Annotated in this window: 16 protein-coding genes; 8 read left to right on the plus strand and 8 right to left on the minus strand. The window is 57.3% G+C overall.

Annotated features, from left to right (window positions below):
• Nucleotides 1-270 precede the first annotated feature (270 nt).
• Nucleotides 271-483: a transcription antiterminator/RNA stability regulator CspE gene (gene cspE / locus BN1123_RS19355; RefSeq protein WP_026458175.1), complete on the minus strand. Its 213-nt coding sequence runs from the start codon at nt 481-483 to the stop codon at nt 271-273.
• A 458-nt stretch (nt 484-941) separates the two neighbouring features.
• Nucleotides 942-1,844: a cation diffusion facilitator family transporter gene (locus BN1123_RS19360; protein WP_042029080.1), complete on the minus strand. Its 903-nt coding sequence runs from the start codon at nt 1,842-1,844 to the stop codon at nt 942-944.
• Nucleotides 1,845-2,268: 424 nt separating this feature from the next.
• Between BN1123_RS19360 and BN1123_RS21930 the strand changes: the two genes are divergently transcribed.
• On the plus strand, nt 2,269-2,391 hold the full coding sequence (locus BN1123_RS21930; RefSeq protein WP_005306071.1) for a hypothetical protein: 123 nt from the start codon (nt 2,269-2,271) through the stop codon (nt 2,389-2,391).
• A 74-nt stretch (nt 2,392-2,465) separates the two neighbouring features.
• Here BN1123_RS21930 and BN1123_RS19365 read toward each other — a convergent pair whose 3' ends face one another.
• Both BN1123_RS19365 and BN1123_RS19370 read right to left on the minus strand, forming a co-directional pair.
• Nucleotides 2,466-3,209, minus strand: coding sequence for a substrate-binding periplasmic protein (locus tag BN1123_RS19365; protein ID WP_042029081.1), 744 nt, complete (start codon nt 3,207-3,209; stop codon nt 2,466-2,468).
• Nucleotides 3,210-3,333: 124 nt separating this feature from the next.
• The gene (locus BN1123_RS19370; RefSeq protein WP_026456622.1) at nt 3,334-3,900 is read right to left on the minus strand and encodes a single-stranded DNA-binding protein; all 567 of its coding nucleotides are present in this window, start codon (nt 3,898-3,900) and stop codon (nt 3,334-3,336) included.
• A 381-nt stretch (nt 3,901-4,281) separates the two neighbouring features.
• Here BN1123_RS19370 and uvrA point away from each other — a divergent pair, with 381 nt between their 5' ends.
• From uvrA to BN1123_RS19395, 5 genes are all read left to right on the plus strand, one after another.
• The gene (gene uvrA / locus BN1123_RS19375; protein WP_042029082.1) at nt 4,282-7,107 is read left to right on the plus strand and encodes an excinuclease ABC subunit UvrA; all 2,826 of its coding nucleotides are present in this window, start codon (nt 4,282-4,284) and stop codon (nt 7,105-7,107) included.
• Between the two features lie 117 nt (nt 7,108-7,224).
• Entirely contained in the window at nt 7,225-8,931 is a 1,707-nt protein-coding gene (locus BN1123_RS19380; RefSeq protein ID WP_042029084.1) for a sensor domain-containing diguanylate cyclase, read from the plus strand.
• A 434-nt stretch (nt 8,932-9,365) separates the two neighbouring features.
• Nucleotides 9,366-9,980, plus strand: coding sequence for an outer membrane protein OmpW (gene ompW, locus BN1123_RS19385; protein ID WP_042029086.1), 615 nt, complete (start codon nt 9,366-9,368; stop codon nt 9,978-9,980).
• Nucleotides 9,981-10,200: 220 nt separating this feature from the next.
• The gene (locus BN1123_RS19390; protein WP_042029087.1) at nt 10,201-12,180 is read left to right on the plus strand and encodes a HAMP domain-containing methyl-accepting chemotaxis protein; all 1,980 of its coding nucleotides are present in this window, start codon (nt 10,201-10,203) and stop codon (nt 12,178-12,180) included.
• 8 nt (nt 12,181-12,188) lie between these two features.
• Nucleotides 12,189-13,568 carry an ABC transporter substrate-binding protein gene (locus tag BN1123_RS19395; RefSeq protein WP_042029089.1) on the plus strand — a complete coding sequence of 460 codons (1,380 nt, stop codon included), beginning with the start codon at nt 12,189-12,191 and terminating at the stop codon, nt 13,566-13,568.
• 76 nt (nt 13,569-13,644) lie between these two features.
• Here BN1123_RS19395 and BN1123_RS19400 read toward each other — a convergent pair whose 3' ends face one another.
• Entirely contained in the window at nt 13,645-14,442 is a 798-nt protein-coding gene (locus tag BN1123_RS19400) for a GNAT family N-acetyltransferase (RefSeq protein WP_042029091.1), read from the minus strand.
• A gap of 324 nt (nt 14,443-14,766) precedes the next feature.
• On the opposite strand from BN1123_RS19400, the gene metF reads away from it, so the two are divergent.
• Nucleotides 14,767-15,663 carry a methylenetetrahydrofolate reductase gene (gene metF / locus BN1123_RS19405; RefSeq protein ID WP_026456938.1) on the plus strand — a complete coding sequence of 299 codons (897 nt, stop codon included), beginning with the start codon at nt 14,767-14,769 and terminating at the stop codon, nt 15,661-15,663.
• A 162-nt stretch (nt 15,664-15,825) separates the two neighbouring features.
• Here metF and BN1123_RS19410 read toward each other — a convergent pair whose 3' ends face one another.
• The gene (locus BN1123_RS19410; protein WP_042029092.1) at nt 15,826-16,992 is read right to left on the minus strand and encodes a benzoate/H(+) symporter BenE family transporter; all 1,167 of its coding nucleotides are present in this window, start codon (nt 16,990-16,992) and stop codon (nt 15,826-15,828) included.
• Nucleotides 16,993-17,100: 108 nt separating this feature from the next.
• Between BN1123_RS19410 and BN1123_RS19415 the strand changes: the two genes are divergently transcribed.
• Nucleotides 17,101-17,670 carry a helix-turn-helix domain-containing protein gene (locus tag BN1123_RS19415; RefSeq protein WP_042029093.1) on the plus strand — a complete coding sequence of 190 codons (570 nt, stop codon included), beginning with the start codon at nt 17,101-17,103 and terminating at the stop codon, nt 17,668-17,670.
• 16 nt (nt 17,671-17,686) lie between these two features.
• Here the strand turns inward: BN1123_RS19415 and BN1123_RS19420 are convergent, their stop codons facing one another.
• Nucleotides 17,687-18,883, minus strand: a complete 1,197-nt coding sequence (locus BN1123_RS19420; protein ID WP_042029094.1) for an NnrS family protein — start codon at nt 18,881-18,883, stop codon at nt 17,687-17,689.
• A gap of 67 nt (nt 18,884-18,950) precedes the next feature.
• On the minus strand, nt 18,951-19,285 hold a 335-nt coding region (locus BN1123_RS21745), incomplete at its 5' end, for a hypothetical protein (RefSeq protein WP_197064531.1).

Here is a 19,285-nt window from a genome sequence, read left to right on the forward strand (position 1 = left end):
TGCGTTGGTGGCGCGCAAAATAGCAAGAAATCGCGACAAAAGCAGCGGATAACCCGAAATTTTCGTCAAGATCTCCACATAAGGAGCCATTCGGGGTTTTTTTCGAGCCAAAGCGACTCGAGCAGGAGAGGCATGTGTGATGCTGGTTGTCTGGTGGGAGGTTAAAGGAGTGACATATGGATAACAAAAAACCCGCCAAGGCGGGTTTTTTCAATGCTTGCAGTGTACTCAGCCAATGGCATGAGTCATCGCCAGACGGTTTGACCTGAATTACAGGGCAACGACGTTGGCAGCTGCCGGGCCTTTCTGGCCTTGTTCGATGGTGAACTCTACGCGCTGACCTTCTTCCAGGGTTTTGAAACCGTTGGACTGGATGGCGGAGAAGTGAACGAACACGTCCTTGCTGCCGTCAACCGGGGAGATGAAACCAAAACCTTTCTCGGCGTTGAAGAACTTAACGGTACCAGTCACTTTGTTAGACATAATAATTTCTCTTTAAATAGTGTTTGAAATGCCATTACGGCAGTCGGTGATTATTCGTCAGCAATACGTATGGGGAGCACTAAAGAAGGAGAATTATTTGACAGGAATTATAAAGATAACGCCTATTGTAATCACTGCTTTACTAAAATGTCTGCCTAACATAAACAGGTCTGAACTGCCGAACCATCGTGAAGGATTAAAACACTCTCCCATTTCTAAAGCAAACTTTATCTTGAAATCGCACATATGTAACAGCAAGTTTTCCTTGGTCGCGTCACAAAGATGATATTTTTCAATCGCATAGAGACAATGGATAATGTTCTTGCATTTTCGAGAAATGCCATCACATCTCATTTTTCCTGTCAAAGGGAGTGGCGGATCATTTGCGCAGAAATGAAGTGGAAGGGCGAACAGGCGGGAGCAGGCAGCGAGAAACCCAGCTCCGCCTGATAGGACCATCAGCAGGGGGTTGCCGCGAGAGCCCCGCTCTGTTCATCAGGTTCGACGTGGATCAACACGATGGCGTGCGGCAGCTGCTGCATGATGGCCTCCTCTATCCGGTCACAGATGGTGTGGGCTTCGCCGATGCTCATGGTGGTCGGCAGGGTGAGGTGAAAATCGATATGGCGACGACGACCCGCTCGGCGGCTGCGCAGATCGTGAAAATCGGCACCCGGTGGGCAGCAGTCGGTGATGATGCGGCTGGTCATCGCCAGTTCCTCGGGACTCATGCTGCGATCGATCAGGGGGTGAAAGGCTTCCATCAGCATGGCGATGGCTTCCTTGACGATAAACAGCGCGACACCGATGGCCACCAGGGGATCCAGGATGGCAAGAGAGTAGCCAAACAGGCTGGCCAGCCAGATACCGCCAAGCCCGGCAGCCACGCCGGCCGAGGTGAGCACGTCGGCCTTGAGATGAAGGGCATCGGCAGCCAGGGCGACGGACTCCTCTTCTCTGGCCACCTTGTAGAGGTACGCCGAGACGACACTGTTGACCAGAGCCGAGATCACCATCACCAGCACACCCCAGCCGATGCTCTCTATGGGGGAGGGGTTGAGCAGCTTGCCGATGGCTTCAACCATGATCCAGCCTGCGGCCAGCAGGATCAGCAGCGCTTCAATGACGCCGGAGACATTTTCAATCTTGTCATGACCATAGGGGTGGTGCTCGTCGGGGGGCAGATCCGATTTCTTCACCGCAAACAGGGCGATCAGGGCGGCGACCAGATCCATAGCCGAGTGAATGGCTTCCGAGATGATGCTGACCGACCCGCTGATGAGACCGGCCACCAGCTTCATGATGATCAGGCTGATATTGGAACAGACGGAGACCAGGGCTGCGCGAGATTTTCGGGACATGATTCGGGTTCCTGACTCAATAACGGCATTTGCAAAGTGGTGCATTATATATTTCAGCCACCAAATAATCCGTGCCACTTTGTAATATTATGTTTCCGGTGATAGTGAGAATGCTTATTAAAATATTGTTCTTTGCAGTCACATATATTTCATCTGGCAAATGCATATAAATTATTTGGCGGTGTCATATCAAAATGACGATCGTTAATCGCGTTTTTTTATTGCCAGAACAGATCGATCGGAAAATTGTCGCAGCGGCAAGTTTGCGCGGAAACCGGGCTGGATCCCGGGGCATGGCGGGGGTATGCTGGCTCTGGTGATGGCCTTGCGCCATCGCACCAAACGTACTGATGTTGATGATTCGGATGACATGCTGGCGCCCTCACGGGACCAACTGTCTGGGTAACATTTTTGGAGTTTGATGATGAGTAACAAAGAACATCACAACGGCAAAGATGCCAAGAAAAAACCGCAGATGTCACTGAAGGAAAAACGCGAAGCCAAGCGGCAAAAAGCCGAGCTGAAAAATGGCAGCGCAATGAAGTAACGCTCCTCTTGCTGTTGTTCCTCCGGAGCCAGTACAAAGCCAGCCTGTGATGGGCTGGCTTTTATGTTTGTGCGTCAGGGCGTGGCGCCGTATGTCTCGAATACTTTCAGATAGCGACCATCCTGCTTCATGGCTGCGAGCTGGCGGTCAAACAATTCCCGTGTGTCGGGTGAGCGAAACGCAAAGTGATAGATGGTGGGAGGGAACAGATCCGCCTGATTGATCTGGGCTCGTTGATAGCGTTCGCCGGAATGGGGATGGGTGATCAGCTGGTCCAGATAGTAGTAGAACACCCGCTCTTCCAGCACGATGGCATCGACTCTGCCACGCAGCAGCTGGTGTACCTGGCCTTGCTGCTTGGCAACCTCTTCATAGCGGGGATTCTGGCTGACCATGGTGGCAAAGTCTTCTCCCAAGATGACTTTTGCGCGCTGAAAAGAGGTGACTCTCAGGTGTCGCAGCTCATCCAGGGTGGTGACGGGGTGGTCGTACAGGGTAAAGACCCGGTTATGAAAGGTGATGACAGGCTGGGTCAGGAAGCGGCTATCCATCATGCCTGGTTTGACGTTGATGATGGCATCCAGTTTGCCGGACTTGAACATGCGAAAGGTGCGCTCCAGCGGCAGAAATTCGAACTGAAGCTGGTATCGGGTGCCGGTAAAGGCTTGCGTCAGCAGATCCAGTTCTATGCCTCGCTTTTCCCCTTCGATGACATAGGGAGGAATGGCAAAACTGACTCCGACCCTGAGAGGTTTTGCCAGCAGGCATCCGGGGGCAAGGGCGATCAGCAACAGCAGGACATGGATAATCAGCTTCATCGCACCTCGTACGAACGATCCTGTCGATACATCAATCTGGTTGGAGTGCCTTAAACTGGCAAAATTCTGCTTACTGGCAGCTCAAAAAAAGCCCTGGCTAGGCAGGGCTTTGCATTGCTTCATTTTAGAACGGAATATCGTCGTCGAAATCCATCGGCGGCTCGTTATAGACCGGCGGAGCTGACTGGGGCTGCTGAGCCGGACGGCCGTAACCACCCTGCTGCTGCATGTTCTGCTGCGGAGCGGGACGCTGCTGGTTCATCGGCTGCTGCATGGCCTGCTGCGGCTGGCCCCAGCCACCCTGGTTCTGGCCACCCATACCCTGACCGGCACCTTGCGGACGGCCACCCAGCATCTGCATCACGCCGCTGAAGCTGTCGACCAGCACTTCGGTGGTGTAGCGTTCCTGGCCACTCTGATCCTGCCATTTGCGGGTTTGCAGCTTGCCTTCCACATAGACCTGGGAACCCTTTTTCAGGTATTCGCCGGCGACTTCGGCCAGCTTGCCCATGAAGACGACACGGTGCCATTCGGTGCGCTCTTTCTGCTCGCCGGTTTGCTTGTCGCGCCAGGTTTCAGAGGTGGCCAGGGTAATGTTGGTCACAGCACCGCCACTCGGCATGTAGCGTACTTCCGGGTCTTGCCCGAGGTTACCGATCAGAATGACTTTATTGATGCCTCGACTGGCCATAATCTCTCTTCCACCTTTATATTCCGGCCAGGCAGCAAGCCTGGGCCAACCAAATGAGTTCCGCGATTTTTATCTGTGCCATGCTGTTATCGCATTGAACAACATGGTTTTCTATAACCCTTGTAGCAGTCAGGCTGATGATCGCTGATTACCTGGCACAGGTTTAGCGCACAATAGTAACAGCTGATGCGCCCCTGCGCATCCTCCAGCGAGCGTACTCGCAGGTCAGGCGGCGGGTGAAGGGTCTCTGTTGACAACCCGCTCCGGCGTGGCCGCTTATCGTCAAAAAGGATAACCGCGATAGATAATGCCTGTCTATTCATCCAGTAGTCTCTGTGCCATACTGGCTCGCTCTGGTCTGTGTATCGAGCGTGCAACAAGATGGAAAAGATCGTGGTCCGGGGTGCCCGCACCCACAACCTTAAGAACATCAACCTGACCCTGCCCCGCGACAAGCTGATCGTGGTCACCGGCCTCTCCGGCTCGGGCAAATCCTCCCTGGCGTTCGATACCCTCTATGCCGAGGGACAGCGCCGCTATGTGGAGTCGCTCTCCGCTTATGCCCGCCAGTTCCTCTCCCTGATGGAGAAGCCGGACGTGGACCACATTGAGGGGCTCTCACCGGCTATCTCCATCGAACAGAAGTCCACCTCCCACAACCCGCGCTCCACTGTCGGCACCATCACCGAGATTTACGACTACCTGCGTCTGCTGTTTGCCCGGGTCGGCGAGCCGCGCTGCCCGACCCACGGCATCCCGCTTACCGCCCAGACCATCAGCCAGATGGTGGACCAGGTGCTGGCCCAGCCGGAAGGCGCCAAGCTGATGCTGCTCGCCCCCGTGGTGCGTAACCGCAAGGGGGAACACGTCAAGCTGCTGGAGAACCTGGCGGCCCAAGGTTATATCCGCGCCCGCATCGACGGGGAGGTGTGCGATCTCTCGGATCCCCCGACCCTGGAGCTGCAAAAGAAGCACACCATCGAGGTGGTGGTGGACCGCTTCAAGGTGCGTGACGATCTGCAGCAACGCCTCGCCGAGTCGTTCGAGACGGCGCTGACTCTCTCCGGCGGCATCGTCCTGGTGGCGCCCATGGACGGGGAGGAGGGGGAGACCCTGACTTTCTCGGCCAACTTCGCCTGCCCCGAGTGTGGCCACTCGGTCTCGGAGCTGGAGCCGCGCATCTTCTCCTTCAATAACCCGGCCGGCGCCTGCCCCACCTGCGACGGTCTCGGGGTGCAGCAGTACTTCGATCCGGACAAGGTGATCCACGATCCGGGCCAGAGCCTGGCCGGTGGTGCCATCCGCGGTTGGGACAAGCGCAGCTTCTACTACTTCCAGATGCTCAAATCCCTGGCCGAGCACTACGACTTCGATCTGGAGGCGCCCTGGGAGGATCTGCCACCCAAGGTGCAGGAGGTGATCCTGCGTGGCTCCGGGCGCGGCGACGTGGAGTTCCGCTACATGAACGACCGCGGCGATGTTGTGGTGCGCAAGCACCCGTTCGAGGGGATCCTGCACAACATGGAGCGGCGCTACCGGGAGACCGAGTCCAACGCGGTGCGTGAAGAGCTCTCCAAATACATCGCCAACAAGCCCTGCGCCAGCTGCGGCGGTAGCCGGCTGCGGGAAGAGGCGCGCCACGTCTTCATCGAGAACCGCAACCTGCCGGCCATTGCCGAGGACTCCATCGGCGATGCCCTCACCTTCTTCGCCGGCCTGACCCTGACCGGCCAGCGCGCCCAGATCGCCGAGAAGATTTTGAAAGAGATCGTCGAGCGGCTCGGCTTCCTGGTGAACGTCGGCCTCAACTATTTGAGCCTGTCGCGCAGCGCCGAGACCCTCTCCGGTGGCGAGGCCCAGCGGATCCGGCTGGCCAGCCAGATCGGTGCCGGCCTGGTGGGGGTCATGTATGTGCTGGATGAACCTTCCATCGGCCTGCACCAGCGCGACAACGAACGGTTGCTCAAGACGCTCACTCACCTGCGGGATCTCGGCAACACGGTGATCGTGGTGGAGCACGACGAGGACGCCATTCGCCTCGCCGACCACGTGCTCGACATCGGCCCGGGGGCCGGGGTGCACGGCGGCGCCATCGTCGCCCAGGGCACACCGGCGGAGATCATTGCGAACCCCGAGTCCCTCACCGGTGACTACCTCTCCGGTCGCAAGCAGATCGCCATCCCGGCCGAGCGCACGCCGCTCACCGGCAAGTGGTTGAAATTGAAAGGGGCGAGCGGCAACAACCTGCGTAACGTCAACCTGGATCTGCCCATCGGGGTGATGACCTGCGTTACCGGGGTCTCCGGCTCCGGCAAGTCGACCCTGATCAACGACACCCTGTTTCGCATCGCCCACCGTGAACTGAACAAGGCGACCGAGTCGACCCCGGCTCCCTATCGCAGCATCGAGGGGCTGGAGCACCTGGACAAGGTAGTGGACATCGACCAGAGCCCCATCGGCCGTACCCCGCGCTCCAACCCGGCCACCTACACCGGCCTGTTCACCCCGATCCGCGAGCTGCTCTCCGGCACCCAGGAGGCGCGCTCGCGCGGCTACCAGCCTGGCCGCTTCTCCTTCAACGTGAAGGGGGGCCGCTGCGAGGCGTGCCAGGGGGACGGGGTCATCAAGGTGGAGATGCACTTCCTGCCGGACGTCTACGTGCCGTGCGATGTCTGCAAGGGCAAGCGCTACAACCGCGAGACCCTGGAGGTGAAGTACAAGGGCAAGAACATCCACGAGATCCTCGAGATGACGGTGGAGGACGCGCGCGCCTTCTTCGATCCGGTGCCGGCGGTGGCGCGCAAGCTGCAAACCCTGATGGACGTGGGCCTCTCCTACATCCGCCTCGGCCAGTCGGCCACCACGCTCTCGGGGGGCGAGGCGCAGCGGGTCAAGCTGGCGCGCGAGCTCTCCAAGCGGGATACCGGCCAGACCCTCTACATCCTGGACGAGCCGACCACAGGGCTGCACTTCCACGATATCCAGCAGCTGCTCAAGGTGCTGCACCAGCTGCGGGATCGCGGCAACACCATCGTCATCATCGAGCACAACCTGGACGTCATCAAAACCGCCGACTGGATTGTCGATCTGGGCCCGGAAGGGGGCTCGGGGGGCGGCCGCATCCTGGTCACCGGCACGCCGGAGGCGATCTGCGCCAACAAGGAATCCCACACGGCGCGTTTTTTAGGGCCGATGCTGGCGAAATAAACTGCGTAATGAGAGAGGGGCCATCGGCTCCTCTCTGCTATCAAATCCACTAGATTGAAAGAGGCATTTCAATGTCGACAAGCTACTGAACTGCCATTGGCAACTACATGGTGACGTATGACCAGATCTCCCCGCTCCCTCGATCATCTGCTGGCATATTCCATGATCCCCATCTGGGTCGGGGCCATCTTGATGTTGCTGGTGTTGATCGCGCTGACGCAGGTACCGGCTGCCACCCGTATCGAAGAGCAGCGGGTGAAAGAGCATCTGGTGCGAGTGCTCAAGGCGATTCAACTCGATATCAGAGCGGTGGATGCCTTTACCCGGGATTGGGGGATCTGGGATGACAGTTACTACTTCATCACTCATCACAACCGTGGCTATATCGAGGCCAATCTGCTCAGCGACATGCCGATGCGGGATTTCGGTCTCAACCTGATCAGCTACATGGACCTTCAGGGGAACGAGATCTGGCCCCACACCCAGTTGCCGGAAAATAACGACTCCGGTACCACGGCCACCGAGTTGCCCAATTTCCTCGATGATCTGAAACGTCAGCTGCGTCAGGACTCCCTGGCGCAAGGCACGGTCAATCTGCACGGGATCCGGAATTCCCTGTGGGGGCCCCTCATCTTCTCCTGGCAGCCTATCCGCCTCAGCGATGGCAGCGGTACGCCCAACGGTTTTTTGCTGGCATTGCGCTGGCTGGATCGTCCCTACATCGAGCAGATTTCCGAACGTACCGCACTGCCGATCATGATTGCCCCCGCTCGCCAGGGTGAGGGGGAGACGGGTTTTCAGCCACTGCAGGCGCAGATGACCTATCGCCTCATCGATCTTGGCCTGCAACGGGTTCGTGGTGAGGGGCGTCTGCTCAACAATGCTGGCCAGCCGGTGGTGACCCTGGTGCTGGAAGAGGAGCGGAAGGTGCTGCAAGCTACCCTGGAGGGGGCCTTGCTGACGTTTGCCGGCATGCTGGTCGTGAGTGCGCTGTGCATGCTGCTCGCCATGCACAGGTTGAAGAGCATAGTGCTGACTCCCCTGCATCAGTTGATGACGGCGTTGCAGCGTTTTGGCGACAAGCCGGATGTGGCGCTGATCCCCCATATCGACAGCAGTACCGAGTTGGCGACTCTCAGCAGCAAGATGCGTGAAATGGCTGGCAAGGTGAGTCAGCAACACGATGAGTTGTTGGCCAGATCCAACCTTATGGAGATGGCGGCCTTTACGGATCCCCTGACCCGCTGTTTCAACCGCCGTTACCTTGAGGGGTGGTTACAGGATCACAGGGCTGAACCCTGTACGCTGTTGCTGCTGGATCTCGATCACTTCAAGCGGATCAACGACAAATTTGGTCACGACGTCGGGGATCTGGTGCTGCAACAGTTGGCTGAGCTGCTCAGAAAGCTGGTGACAACCGATGTCGGGCCGATCGTCCGGCTGGGGGGAGAAGAGTTTCTGCTGTTGTTGCAAGTCGAAGACGAATGCGAGATTGCGCTGTGGGTGGAACGGCTCAGGCTGCGCGTCGCCAGTCATCGTTTCGGCAGGGAAGAGACACCGCTCTGGCTGACGGTTTCCTTGGGATATTGCCGTTATCCGTTACACCCTTCGATGCTCGACAGCTTCTGGAGCCATAGCTTCAAGTTGGCGGATATGGCTCTCTATCGTGCCAAGCAGGAAGGGCGCAACCAGTGGCAGGGTTACATGGGAACCTTGCCACCAGATGCGATCGCGCTGACTCCCGAGCAGATTGTCGATGGTGATCATCTGCAGCTGAACAGGCTGGAGTTCCGGGATCAGCCCTGTCGCACCAGTACCAGATAAGCCATGGCGACGATAAAACCGATCAGGATAAAGAGAAAGGATCCTATCCCCCACACGGCGGCGAGAAATGCCCCCACCTTTTGCCATCTCGACTCATTCTTCATAAATAAATAATTACTTTCCAGTAACTTGCGTGCCACAAAAATACGCTCGTCAGGCCTTGCACACAACTGTTAATTGTTTATCCCGCAAAATGGATAAGATGCCTTAATTCGGCATATTTAGTCGCAATCAGACGGGCGAAATAAAGTCGTGTGAGTGATGGCTGGTGTGTCGCAAATAGTGTGACGGCAACGAAAATTTGCCAATAAAGATGCCATGCCAATCAATCTATTTCTGCTTAACATTTGTCCCAAATCAATAACCATGCACTTACAAGCTTTTATAGTCAGCACGCTTACAGCATCGAATGACAACAAAAAAAGGACTTAGTGATGAAAAAGATTCTTCCTCTGATGATTGCAGCAGCCCTGACCTCTCCCTTCGCCATGGCACACCAGGCTGGCGATATTCTGGTGCGTGGTGGTGTCGCGGTAGTTTCTCCTCAAGAGAGCAGCGATGACGTATTGGGCACAGGTGAATTCGACATCAAGAATGACACGCAGCTGGGACTGACTCTGAGCTACATGATCACTGACAACTGGGGCGTCGAGTTGCTGGCTGCTACTCCTTTCTCCCACAAGGTCAGCACTCCTGGCCTGGGTGAGATAGCCAAGGTTAAACATCTCCCTCCGACACTGATGGGCCAATACTACTTTGGCGATGCCCAGAGCAAAGTTCGTCCATACATCGGGGTTGGTGTGAACTACACCACCTTCTTTGATGAGAAAGGAGTAGGGGCTCTCGATGGCGCCAATATCAACCTTGACGATTCCTGGGGCCTGGCTGGTCAAATCGGCATTGATATGGCGATTACCGACCGCTGGTTTGTAAACGGTTCGGCTTGGATCATGGATATTGATACTGATGTCAATGTTGAAGGTGTCGGCACCTTCAAGACCAATATCGATCCCATGGTCTTTATGGTCGGCGTCGGCTACCGCTTCTAATAACCGGATTCTGATGGCGTAATGCCGCAGATATATAGCTAAGCACGTCTCCTTTCAGCCCGGCTCGGTCCGGGCTTTTTTATGTCTGCCATTAATTACAAAGTGATTAATTAGCCTCGGCAGATCAATAAAATAGCTCCTCTCCTCCCTCTATAATGCGCCGTTTCTGCCGATAGTGACTATGTTCACTTTACCTTTCCCCACGAGCGAGGATGTCTCCATGGGTTTATCTATTGTGCAGCGGATCATCGCCGGATTTGTGTTGATGCTGCTGTTGCTGATCCTGCTTGGTGTGATCAGCACCTTTAAAATCAAGGGTATCAATGACGGTCTCTCCGCCGTCTCCGATCGGGCGACCCCCCTGGTGGTGGCGGTAGCCAATCTCAAGGGGGCATTGCAAGAGAGCAATCGCTGGGTGCTGGTTTATCGCACCAGTGAAGATGCCGCCCAACTGCCGCAGTTCGCCAACCAGTTCAAGGAGCAGCAAGCCCGTTTCACCCAGCTGAGCCAGGAGATGGGCAAGTTTACCGAAGTGGCGGAGGCGCGTGCTCGCTTCCGGCAGGTAGAGAGTGCGACCGGCCAGTTTTATAGCCTGGCGGAACAGGTACTGGCCCAGCATGGCAAGTGGGTCGATGCCCTGGCGCAGCGGCACAAATTGCAGCTGGAGTTTATCCGGCTCGAGGACACCTATCAGTGGGCCGCCGATCTGCTGTTGCAGCAGAGTGCCAGCAAGCGTTCCATGCGCAACAAAGCCGAGCTCATCACCTCGGGGATCGCACGGGATCTGAAGAATATTCGCCGAGCCGATGCCAAGACGGATCTCAATGAGCTGGAAAAGGTGCTCAGCAAGGACATAGAGATGGCCCGCAAGCGCCTGGAGCGCGTGCTGGTGCCGGATGATGTGAAGCAGCGTTTCGTGACCAATCTGGATCGGATGCAGGAGCTGGCGCTGGGCCCGCAAGGCTTGCTGGCCACCATGCGCCAGGCACAACAGCTGGAACTGGCACTGGTCAGCCTGAACCAGCAGTTGGATGCCAACCTGGCCAGCAGCCTGAGCCTGCTGGACGAGATGGGTCAGTCGGCCGGTTCCATTGCCAGCGAGAGCCGCGTCAATGCCGATGCCGCCGTCAGCAGCGCCAGTGTCTGGATCCTGATCGTGGCCACCGTCTCGGCGGCTGCGGCGCTGCTTATCGGTTACACCACGGCACGCAGCATTCAGCGTCCATTGCAGATGATCAACCGGGAGCTGGAGTATATGGCGGCCGGGGACATGACTCGCCGCATCAATTACCACAGCAGTTGCGAGTTTGGCAGCCTTTCCCGCTCCATCGATACACTGGCGGGCAAGACCGGAGAGCTGCTCTCCCAGATCAATGCGGGTTCCCGTCATCTGGTGGAGGAGGCGAGCCGCGCCGCCGAGATCAGCGAACGGGCCATGTCCCGGGTACAGGATCAGAAGAGCCAGACCGATCAGGTGGCGGCTGCCATCACCGAGCTGGAGGTGAGTGCCACTGAGGTGGCCCGTTCCACCGATGGCACCAAACATGAGGTGGATCTGGCCGATGAGGAGGCCAGAAGCGGCCGTCAGAAAGTGGCGACCACCCGTCGCATCACAGAACAGCTGGCCAGCGCCATGGAGGAGGCGGTCGGTATCACCTACAAGCTGGGGGAATTCAGCAACAACATCGGCAGCATTCTCGACGTGATCCGCAGCATCGCCGAGCAGACCAACCTGCTGGCGTTGAACGCGGCCATTGAGGCGGCCCGGGCTGGCGATGCCGGTCGCGGTTTTGCCGTGGTGGCCGACGAGGTACGGGCACTGGCCAACCGGACCCAGACCTCGACCGAGGAGATCCAGAGCATGATCGAAAACTTGCAGAGCTCCAGCAAGCATGTGGTGGAGGTGATGGGGCGCAGCCAGGAGCAGACCCATAGCTGTGTTGAGCAGACCCGCGAGATGGATGCGGCACTGCAATCCATCGCCGATCGGATGAGCGCCATCAAATCGATGGCGGATCAGGTAGCCAATGCCGCCCAGGAGCAGATCTCCGTCAGCCAGGGGGTGGCTCGCCATATCGCCGGCATTGCCGATGTGGCCTACGAGACGGAACGGGAGGCCCGGGAGTCAGCCAGCAGCAGTGAAGTGCTGGCGGATCTGATCGCCAAGCAGCAACAACTTATCGCACATTTCAAGGTCTAGGAGGGCTTATGGCTAACAAGTGGATTGGAGCCCTGAGTCTCCTGTTGTGTGGCCAGCTGATGGCCAGCGAGCTGGTGATCGAGAGCTGGCGTGCCGATGACAAGGCGCTGTGGGAGCAAAAGATCATCCCGGCGTTCGAGGCGACGCATCCGGGGATCAAGGTGACGTTTCATCCGGTGCAAAACGTCAACTATATGCCTACCTTGTTGGAGAACCTGAAGGCCGGCAAGGCGGGGGATCTCATCACTTGCCGCCCGTTTGATGACTCCCTCGCGCTGTTCAAGGCCGGTCATCTGGCCGAGCTGACCGAGATGGCGGGGATGGAGAACTTCCCGAGCTTCGCCCAGTCGCCCTGGCAGACCGACTCCGGTGCCCAGACGTTTTGCGTACCCATGGCGTCCGTTATTCACGGCTTTTTCTACAACAAGAAGATCTTCAGTGAATTGGGGCTGACCCTGCCGCAGACCCGCGACGAGTTCTTCGCCGCGCTCGACAAGGTGAAGGCCGATGGCCGTTATGTGCCGCTGGCCATGAGCGGCGGCGAGAGCTGGGTCTCCTCTGAACTGGGTTTCCAGAACATTGGTCCCAACTACTGGAAAGGGGAAGACGGGCGCCTGGCGCTGATCGGCGGAAACGAGCGGTTCGACAACCCGCATTATGTGAAGGTGTTCGAGGAGTTGTCCCGCTGGCGCCCCTATCTGGGTGAAGGGGGTGAGAGTCGGGATTATGCTGCCACCAACGAGCTGTTCACCTCGGGCAAGGCCGCCTTCTATGTGGCCGGTTCCTGGGAGATAGCACCCTTCACCGGCAAGGTCGATTTTGGTGTCATGCGCCCGCCGGTCGCCAAGCAGGGAGCTGGCTGTTTCTTCACCGATCACACCGACATCGGCATGGGGATGAACCCGGCGAGCAAAAACAAGGAGGCCGCCATGGCCTTCCTGCAGTGGCTGACTACGCCCCAGTTTGCCGAGCTCTACACCAACGCGTTGCCGGGCTTTTTCTCCCTCTCCAACCACTTCTTCGACGTCACCAATCCGGCGGCCAGAGAGATGATGGAGTGGCGGGATCAGTGCGATTCCACCATACGAGTGGCCACCCAGATCCTCTCTCGCGGCACTCCCAAGCTGGGGGATGAGCTGGCCGAAGTGAGTCAGGCGGTATTGCTGGGCAAAATGGAGCCCAAAGCGGCGGCCGAGCGACTGGAACAAGGGCTTAAAGGCTGGTATGCCCCCCATCAGGGCAGCAAGGTCACAGGGCAGGAGTGCCAGTGTGATACCGGCGTGACTCAGACAAGTGCCGTTACTGCGACGCAAACAGCGCCGCAACCTGCCGCGCAGGATGCCGTCGAGCAGGCGCTTTCCAGCGAGTTGGAAACACCGCAACAGTAGAGCATGACCAGTAGATTCTTATTGTGCAGAAAACGGGAGGCATCAGCCTCCCGTTTTTATTGGCGAGTCTGACGGTTCAGGTATCGGAGGGCCAGCGGCAGAGGCTGCCGATACGGGCCACGGGAGTGAATCCGAGCGAGCGATAAATCCGCTGGGCGTGGTAGTGCTCATCGGCCACTATGATCAGCCGTTCTACCCGCTTCAGCCCTTGTCGTGCCACATGGCTGAGCAGCCGGCGGCATAGCCCCCTGTTGCGCCATGCCCTGTGGGTGCGTACCAGCTGGAAACGCCCCATGGTATCGGTAAAGAAGAGGCCACAACTGGCGATCAACTGGCCCTCCTGCCAGATCCCCCACCAATCGCCGAGTCCATCGGCGATCATGGCTTGGTAAAGCCGTTGCCGTGAGTGCAGATAGGCGAGATAGCTGGCCTCGTTATGACTCATGTCTCGCTCATGGAGTTCGAAGTCGAGCCACGTCTGCCAGTCGCTTGCCTGAAATGCACGAAGTTCCTGACCCGGATGAGAAAGCATCACTGGTTGCCAGCTCTGCTCGTCGAGCGCCAGCACCACACACTCCAGATACTGATAACCCGTTGTTACAAATCCGGCTATTCGGCTGTTTTGTCCTTCCGCCAGCGGCCATTGGAAAGTGCGGTGACGGATCCTGGGATCCTGGCCGATCAGTTGATCAAAGGTGGCTTCGAGCCAGCCCTTGTCTCTGTCACTGGGAGGGGTCGGGAGCAGCAGATAGTTGCCGAAGTAGTAGTCGGGGGCATCCGGAGTACGCACGGCCCAGAACTCGTCATGCCGGGTGACTTCGCCCTGATAGCGGTCGAACAGCAGATCCGTGGCAAAGCCGGGGTGGGTGTCCATGGTGATACTCCTGCAAAGATTCAATCTGTTATCGGCAAGAGCGGGGGGAAGAAAAGGGGCCGGAGAAATCTCCGGCCAAACAATCACACGCAGATTCAGAACGTCCAGGACGATCCGGCTTCATCATAACTCGACCTTGGTGATTTTGGGATGGGGTCAGGGGGTTACTTACCGTTAATTTTGTAAATATGGGACGGCCCGAGTGGAAGAGTGACAAATCAGAGTTGACTTTGGGACGCTTTGCTCATAAAAATAGAGACGTTTAGACGTCCAAACATCCGTTTTGACGTACACAGATGGATTGCAGGACAGGGAGAAGAGCAGATGGGATTTCACAGTGCACGTCAGGTTGAGGCGCTCAACCAGAGTCTGGCGGATTTGAATGGCGATATATCGGTCAGCTTCGAGTTTTTTCCGCCCAATAGCGAAGGAATGGAAAATACCTTGTGGCAATCCATCGAACGCCTGAAAGTGCTGGAACCCAAGTTCGTCTCCGTGACCTATGGCGCCAACTCCGGCACTCGGGATCGCACCCACAAAGTGATCAAGGACATCAAGGAGCGCACCGGCCTCATCGCGGCGCCGCATCTGACCTGTATCGATGCCAGCCGTGATGAGTTGCGTTCCATCGCTCGTGATTACTGGAATAGCGGCATCCGGCACATAGTGGCGCTGCGTGGAGACCTGCCTCAGGGGGTCGACAAGCCGGACATGTATGCCACCGACCTGGTTGCCCTGCTCAAATCTGAGGCCGATTTCGATATCTCGGTAGCGGCTTATCCGGAAGGGCACCCGGAAGCGAGAAGTGCGCAGTCGGATCTGCTCAACCTCAAACGCAAGATAGATGCGGGGGCCAACCGTGCCATCACCCAGTTCTTCTTCGATGTGGAGACCTACCTGCGTTTTCGCGATCGCTGTGCGGCCATCGGTATCGACGCCGAAATCGTGCCGGGGATCCTGCCGGTCTCCAACTACCAGACGTTGGCCAAGTTTGCCGGTTTCACCAACGTGAAGATCCCGCGCTGGATGCATCAGCGCTTCGAGGGGCTGGAGCATGACCAGATGACCCGTAACATGGTCGGGGCCAGCATCGCCATCGACCAGGTCAGGGTGTTGAGTCAGGAAGGAGTGAAAGATTTCCACTTCTATACCCTGAACCGCTCCGAACTGACCTATGCCATCTGCCATACCCTGGGGGTCAGGCCGAAAGGACAAGCCTGATACAACAGATGCAAGATCAAAACAGCCAATGAGTTTCTCATTGGCTGTTTTTGTTATGGCGGCCGGCCATCATCCGGCAGGGGCTATGAAGAGATGATCTGGACTCCTGAGATCAACCCGGCTGGTTGGTGTTACCAGGTGTGTCCGTGTTCTTTGCCTGGTTTACTGCTTTGCGCGACCCCGCGGCCGTGGTTGGAGCAGGTGCAGGCCAAACCCGATGAGCAGTCCCCAACAGGCGGCGCCGACACCGAGCAGGCTGATGCCGGATGCCGTGATGATGAAAGTGAGCAGGGCCGCTTCTCGCGCCTCATCGTGTTGCAACGCCGTGTGCAGGCTGCTGCCTATAGTGCCAAGCAGCGCCAAGCCAGCCACGCAGGTGATGAGTGTCGCAGGGAAGGCGGTAAACAGAGCCGCGACCGTGGCGCCGAAGCAACCGGTCAGCAGATAGAAGCAGCCCGCCCAGACGGCTGCCGGCCAGCGGCGGTTGGCATCCGGATCCACCTCTTTTCCCATGCAAATTGCGGCGGTGATGGCTGCCAGGTTGAAAGCGTAACCCCCGAAGGGGGCGAGCAGCAGGCCGGTCAGGCCGGTCCAGCTGATAAGAGAAGAGGTCGCTGGTTGATAGCCATGAGCCCGCAAGATAGTTATCCCGGGCATGTTCTGGGAGGTCATGGTGACGATAAACAGCGGCAGAGCGATGCCAAGCAGGGCATCGAGGGAGAAAGTCGGCGAGATCCAGACCGGAGTGGCCAGTTGCCAGTGCACGCCGCCAAGTTGCAGCTCTCCTCGCAAAGCACAGATCGCTATCCCGCTCGTCAGTACCAGTACCATAGTGTAACGGGGCCAAAGATGGCGGCCCAGCAAAAAGGCCAGCAACAATGAGCCAAGCAGCAAGGGATCCTGCGGAGCAACCTTGAACAGATCCAGGCCGAATCTGAGCAATACCCCGGCCAGCATGGCGGCGGCCAGTGGGGCTGGAATATGGCGCATCAGCCGATCGAACCAGCCACTGATGCCGCACAGGGTGATCAACAGAGAGGAAATGATAAAGGCACCGATGGCCTCAGCCAGAGTAAAGTTGCCGAGACTGGTGATCAGCAGGGCTGCCCCCGGGGTGGACCAAGCTGTGAGCGCGGGGATGCGGTAATAAAGAGAGAGACCGATACAGCTAATCCCCATGCCGATACCGAGCGTCCATAGCCAGGAGGAGACCTGAGCCGCATCCGCCCCGGCTGCCGTTGCCGCTTGAATGATCAGGATGACGGAGCTGGTATAGCCGACCATCACGGCAATAAAGCCTGCCACTATATGGGGAAGCGCGAAGGGCATGGGTGACTCCTGTCGGTTTGTGCGTTATAGCGTACAATATGTCGCCAACTATATCGTTGTGCGTTATAGCGCACAATCGAATTACGCAGGATCTATAGAGGGGTAACCATGCAAGAGATAAATCAGCATCTGGCCCATCGCCTGAGGGGGTTGCGCAGTGAGCTGGGTTGGAGCCTGGATGTAGCGGCGCGGGAGACCGGAGTCAGCAAGGCTATGCTGGGGCAGATCGAGCGGGGAGAGTCCAGCCCCACGGTGGCGACCCTGTGGAAGATTGCCACCGGTTTTCGGGTTTCCTTCTCCAGTTTTATCGAACCCGCTCCGGTTACTCAGGGAGAGGCGCTTTATCGTACTGCCGATGCCATCCGTCAGCAGCCGGCGGGGGAGGGAATGCAGGTTGCTCCTCTCTTTCCCTATGAGAGCCGGTTTGGTTTCGAGTTGCTTGAATTGACTCTGTTACCTGGCTATCAGCGTGAATCCGACCCCCATGAGCCAGGGGTGACCGAGCATGTCATCGTCATCAGTGGCGTGATGGAGGTGCTGGTGGAAGGGGAGTGGCGCTCGCTGACCCAGGGGGAGGCGGTTCGGTTTGCGGCCGACTCCCCCCACGGTTATCGTAATCTAGGGGTGGCTCCCGCCATCTTTCATAACCTGATCCACTATCCGGTGAATCGGTCATGAAAAATTTTCCGGGCGATTACCCCGGGCGGCCATCCGCTCTGGGGCTGGTCAGGATGGGGGCATACACCCAGACAAACAGGCCATAAGCCAGGCTCCAGGCTAGGCCGCTCAAGTTCCAGCCATGCAGGGTGTAAGCAGGCCAAAGCAGCGGAACGAGCACCCGCAACAGCGCTGCCGCAATGATCAGGACAAAAGCACTGCGGATATGGCGTCCCACCTGCAAGGCGCGACCACTATGGCCGAGAGAAACCCGTGCGATCATGCCCAGGATCATGGTGCCCAGACAGCCTGCGCTAAGCAGGTGGCTGGCCAAGGAAAGGGTTATGGACATCCCGGCAGCTTGAGCCGCGAGCGCGAGCAAGCCCAGAGGGATGAATAGATAGGCGAGGTGCAACGACCATAGCAGGGGATGACCCAAGGTTGTAGGTAACCGCCAGCGCAGCTGGCGCCACAGGTGCAAGCTTGCCGCCACTATATATAGAGGCATCATATAAACGCTGGTCGTCCATTGATTTGGAAAGAGTAGCCAGATCAACAAGAGCAACCACAAAGAGGCGAGCGCGCCACGTTCCAGCCATACCAGCGGAACCGCTTTATCCAAACCAGTGGCTCTGGCGGTAAAGAAGGGAATGACCCTTCCTCCCATCACGGCAATCAGGGTGGTAAACAACAATACCGTGGTGATCAACAAATGTTCTAGGGTGGCCCACTCGCCGTGCCATATCCAGCTTGTTCCATTGAGCAGCGTCAATACCAGCAGTAATGGAACAAAGAAGAGGTTGCGCCATTGCCGGGTGATGATGATGGGCTTGGCGAGGAACCAGGCGCAAAGTGGCAGCCAGGCAAGATCCGCCACCATCAAAAAGGTATTTTCTTCTCCAAACCAGGGTAGTAGTAGCCGGGGCAATGCCCACAGACTCACAACCAGAGCCAGTGGCCAGCTTCGCACGCCTGGATGGGCCGTCCAGTTTTGTACCGCGGTCAGCAGAAATCCTGCGACGATGGCTGCACCGAACCCAAACAGCATCTCATGGGCATGCCACCAGACAGGGTTGCTGATTCCAGGCATCGACAGCCAACCATTGAGTTGCCCTATCCAACCCAGCATGGCCAGAGTGGAAAACAGGGCGCCCAACAGGAAGAAAGGCCGAAACCCCAAACGAAACAGGGGGAGTATCCGCTCTTCCTTGCGGCTATCCAGAATCTGATGCATGACGACAACCTCAAACAAACATTTCAAAAGTTAATTATAAAATGACTTTTGAAATGTTCAATTTAAATCAGTGCTGATGATGCCTTGGTGTAAAAACCATCGAAAAACGCATGGTTTGATTGGTATTTGAGCGGTTGAGTCGATATTCGCAATAATCTTCAAAAAACGCCTTGCCAAGCTGATTCACGGCCCTATAATGCGCCTCCATCGACACGGCAAGCGGCAACGCAAAGCCCGAGTCGATAACCTCGAAAAGCCTTTGAAAATAAGGCTTGACTCGAGAAGGCGGTTGAGTAGAATGCCACTCCCGCAGCAGCCAAAAGCTGCGTCGCTCTTTAACAATTTGAATCAAGCAATCTGTGTGGGCACTCACAGCATCGAGCATCAAAAACAATTTTTGAT

Source organism: Aeromonas enteropelogenes (assembly GCF_000819845.1).
GTDB classification, from domain to species: domain Bacteria; phylum Pseudomonadota; class Gammaproteobacteria; order Enterobacterales; family Aeromonadaceae; genus Aeromonas; species Aeromonas enteropelogenes.

Bases quoted from the DNA above. Each gene is read 5' to 3' on its own strand.
- BN1123_RS19390 (WP_042029087.1), top strand. From the start codon at position 10,201: ATGGGTTTATCTATTGTGCAGCGGATCATCGCCGGATTTGTGTTGATG.
- BN1123_RS19370 (WP_026456622.1), bottom strand. From the start codon at position 3,900: ATGGCCAGTCGAGGCATCAATAAAGTCATTCTGATCGGTAACCTCGGG.
- metF (WP_026456938.1), top strand. From the start codon at position 14,767: ATGGGATTTCACAGTGCACGTCAGGTTGAGGCGCTCAACCAGAGTCTG.
- ompW (WP_042029086.1), top strand. From the start codon at position 9,366: ATGAAAAAGATTCTTCCTCTGATGATTGCAGCAGCCCTGACCTCTCCC.
- BN1123_RS19400 (WP_042029091.1), bottom strand. From the start codon at position 14,442: ATGGACACCCACCCCGGCTTTGCCACGGATCTGCTGTTCGACCGCTAT.
- uvrA (WP_042029082.1), top strand. From the start codon at position 4,282: ATGGAAAAGATCGTGGTCCGGGGTGCCCGCACCCACAACCTTAAGAAC.
- BN1123_RS19380 (WP_042029084.1), top strand. From the start codon at position 7,225: ATGACCAGATCTCCCCGCTCCCTCGATCATCTGCTGGCATATTCCATG.
- BN1123_RS19420 (WP_042029094.1), bottom strand. From the start codon at position 18,883: ATGCATCAGATTCTGGATAGCCGCAAGGAAGAGCGGATACTCCCCCTG.
- cspE (WP_026458175.1), bottom strand. From the start codon at position 483: ATGTCTAACAAAGTGACTGGTACCGTTAAGTTCTTCAACGCCGAGAAA.
- BN1123_RS19410 (WP_042029092.1), bottom strand. From the start codon at position 16,992: ATGCCCTTCGCGCTTCCCCATATAGTGGCAGGCTTTATTGCCGTGATG.
- BN1123_RS19360 (WP_042029080.1), bottom strand. From the start codon at position 1,844: ATGTCCCGAAAATCTCGCGCAGCCCTGGTCTCCGTCTGTTCCAATATC.
- BN1123_RS19415 (WP_042029093.1), top strand. From the start codon at position 17,101: ATGCAAGAGATAAATCAGCATCTGGCCCATCGCCTGAGGGGGTTGCGC.
- BN1123_RS19365 (WP_042029081.1), bottom strand. From the start codon at position 3,209: ATGAAGCTGATTATCCATGTCCTGCTGTTGCTGATCGCCCTTGCCCCC.
- BN1123_RS19395 (WP_042029089.1), top strand. From the start codon at position 12,189: ATGGCTAACAAGTGGATTGGAGCCCTGAGTCTCCTGTTGTGTGGCCAG.
- BN1123_RS21930 (WP_005306071.1), top strand. From the start codon at position 2,269: ATGAGTAACAAAGAACATCACAACGGCAAAGATGCCAAGAAAAAACCG.